The organism is Streptomyces niveus (genome assembly GCF_001723055.1).
GTDB classification, from domain to species: Bacteria; Actinomycetota; Actinomycetes; order Streptomycetales; family Streptomycetaceae; genus Streptomyces; species Streptomyces niveus.
This window is the reverse complement of sequence record NZ_MDCR01000150.1, coordinates 1-2,878: the sequence shown is the minus strand read 5'-3', so window position 1 is coordinate 2,878 and position 2,878 is coordinate 1. Positions and strand designations below refer to the sequence as shown.

Annotated in this window: 2 protein-coding genes; both read left to right on the top strand. The window is 73.1% G+C overall.

Annotated features, from left to right (window positions below; all coding sequences use genetic code 11):
- Positions 1–93: 93 nt before the first annotated feature.
- Positions 94–1,218 (top strand): ATP-binding protein, encoded by a 1,125-nt coding sequence (locus tag BHU15_RS18865; RefSeq protein WP_069628255.1) that lies wholly within the window; start codon positions 94–96, stop codon positions 1,216–1,218.
- Positions 1,215–2,878: DUF5682 family protein (locus BHU15_RS18860; RefSeq protein WP_069628254.1), on the top strand; the 1,664-nt coding region annotated here is incomplete at its 3' end. The genes BHU15_RS18865 and BHU15_RS18860, both read left to right, overlap by 4 nt.

Genomic DNA, 2,878 nt, shown 5'->3' with positions numbered 1-2,878 from the left:
GACAATCGGCCCTGACCTGCGGAAACGATCGATTGTCAGTGGCATGGTGCACGGTGGATCCCATGCCCGGTCGAACGATCTGGAGGGGGATCCATGACCATGCCCGAAACGAGTGCGACGACTGCCGAGACGGCCGGCGTCGAGGTCCTGCGACCGCACGCCGAGGACGCCTTCGCCGATGAGCTGACGGCGCTCGCCGCCGCCGACGACCGGCCCCGGCCGGCCAGATGGCGGCTGTCGCCCTGGGCGGTCGCGACGTATCTCCTCGGCGGCACACTCCCCGACGGCACGGTCATCACGCCGAAGTACGTGGGCCCGCGCCGGATCATCGAAGTCGCCGTCACCACCCTCGCCACCGACCGCGCACTGCTGCTCCTGGGCGTTCCCGGCACCGCCAAGACCTGGGTGTCGGAACATCTGGCCGCCGCCGTCAGCGGTGACTCGACGCTGCTGGTGCAGGGGACGGCGGGCACACCCGAGGAAGCCATCCGGTACGGGTGGAACTACGCGCAGCTGCTCGCCCACGGACCGAGCAGGGACGCGCTCGTGTCCAGCCCCGTCATGCGGGCCATGGCGGAAGGCATGACCGCCCGGGTCGAGGAGCTGACCCGCATCCCGGCGGACGTGCAGGACTCGCTCATCACGATCCTCTCCGAGAAGACCCTGCCGGTACCGGAGTTGGGGCAGGAGGTCCAGGCGGTCCGCGGGTTCAACGTGATCGCGACGGCCAACGACCGCGACCGGGGGATCAACGACCTGTCGAGCGCGCTGCGCCGCCGCTTCAACACCGTCGTCCTGCCCCTGCCCGCCACCGCCGAGGCGGAGGTCGACATCGTCTCGCGGCGCGTCGACCAGATCGGGCGCTCGCTCGACCTGCCGGGCGGTCTCGAAGGCATCGCCGAGATCCGCCGGGTCGTCACCGTCTTCCGCGAGCTGCGCGACGGCGTCACGGCCGACGGGCGTACGAAGATCAAGTCCCCGTCCGGGACGCTCTCCACGGCCGAGGCGATCTCCGTCGTCACCAACGGCCTCGCGCTCGCCGCGCACTTCGGCGACGGGGTGCTGCGCCCCGGCGACGTCGCGTCCGGGATCCTCGGCGCCGTCGTCCGCGACCCGGCGACCGACCGGGTGATCTGGCAGGAGTACGTGGAAACGGTCGTGCGCGAGCGGGACGGCTGGAAGGACTTCTACCGCGCCTGCCGAGAGGTCGGCGCATGACGACACCGCTCCGCGACGGGCCGTTGCTGCTCGGCGTCCGCCACCACGGGCCCGGCTCCGCCCGCGCCGTACGGGCCGCGCTCGACGCCGCGTCGCCGCGCGTGGTGCTGATCGAAGGCCCGCCCGAAGGAGACGCTTTGGTGTCCCTCGCGGCGGACCCCCAGATGCGCCCGCCCGTCGCGCTGCTCGCCCACGCGGTGGACGATCCGGGGCGCGCGGCGTTCTGGCCGCTGGCCGAGTTCTCCCCGGAGTGGGTGGCGATCCGCTGGGCACTGACCCACGACGCCCCGGTCCGCTTCATCGACCTCCCCGCGACGCACTCACTGGCGTTCAAGGACGACAGCGAAGAAGGGGACGGGGGCAAGGACGGGAAGGAGGCGGGCCACGACAGCGCCCCCGGACCCGGCGACCGGGAACGCGCGCTGCGGATCGACCCCCTCGCCGTGCTCGCCGAAGCCGCCGGGTACGACGACGCCGAGCGGTGGTGGGAAGACGTCGTCGAGCACCGGGGCGGCACCGACGGCGACGACCCCTTCGCGCCGTTCGCCGCCGTAGGGGAGGCGATGGGCGCCCTGCGCGAGGAGTACGGGGACGGTGGACACCGGCGGGACCTGGTCCGGGAGGCGTACATGCGGCTCCAACTCCGTGCCGCCCGCAAGGAGTTCGGGGACGACCAGGTCGCCGTCGTCTGCGGTGCCTGGCATGTGCCCGCCCTCGGCGCGGGAAGCACGGCCACCGCCGACCGCGCGCTCCTCAAGGGGCTGCCCAAGGTCAAGTCCGAGATGACCTGGGTGCCGTGGACCCACCACCGGCTGGCCAGGCACAGCGGTTACGGCGCCGGCATCGACTCGCCGGGGTGGTACGGGCATCTCTTCGGCGCGCCCGACCGGCCCGTCACCCGCTGGATGACCAAGGTCGCGGGTCTGCTGCGCGAGGAGGACCAGCCCGTCTCCTCCGCCCATGTCATCGAGGCCGTACGGCTCGCCGAGACGCTGGCCACGATGCGCGGCCGGCCGCTCGCCGGGCTCACCGAGACGACCGACGCGATCCGTGCCGTGATGTGCGACGGGTCCGACGTGCCGCTCGCGCTCATCAGGGACCGGCTCATCGTCGGGGACGTCCTGGGTGAGGTCCCCGACTCCGCCCCCGCGGTGCCGCTGCAACGCGATCTGACCCGGCTCCAGCGCTCGCTGCGGCTGAAGCCGGAAGCGCTGGAGCGGGAGGTGGACCTCGACCTCCGTAAGGAGACCGACGCCGGGCGGAGCAGGCTGCTGCACCGGCTGCGGCTGCTCGCCATCGGCTGGGGCGAACCGGCCGCGGGCCGGGGCAGCACCGGCACCTTCCGTGAGACGTGGCGGCTGCGCTGGGAGCCCGAGCTGTACGTACGGGTCGCCGAGGCCGGGGTCTGGGGCACCACGGTCCTCTCGGCGGCCACCGCCAAAGCCGAGTCGCAAGCGGTGTCGGCGACCGCGCTCTCCGAGGTCACGGCCCTGGCCGAGCAGTGCCTCCTGGCCGAGCTGACCGACGCGCTGCCCGTGGTGATGAAGGCACTCGCGGACCGCGCGGCGCTGGACGCGGACGTCGGCCACCTCGCCCAGGCCCTGCCCGCGCTCGCCCGCTCGCTGCGCTACGGCGACGTGCGGTCCGCGAGTGCCTTCAT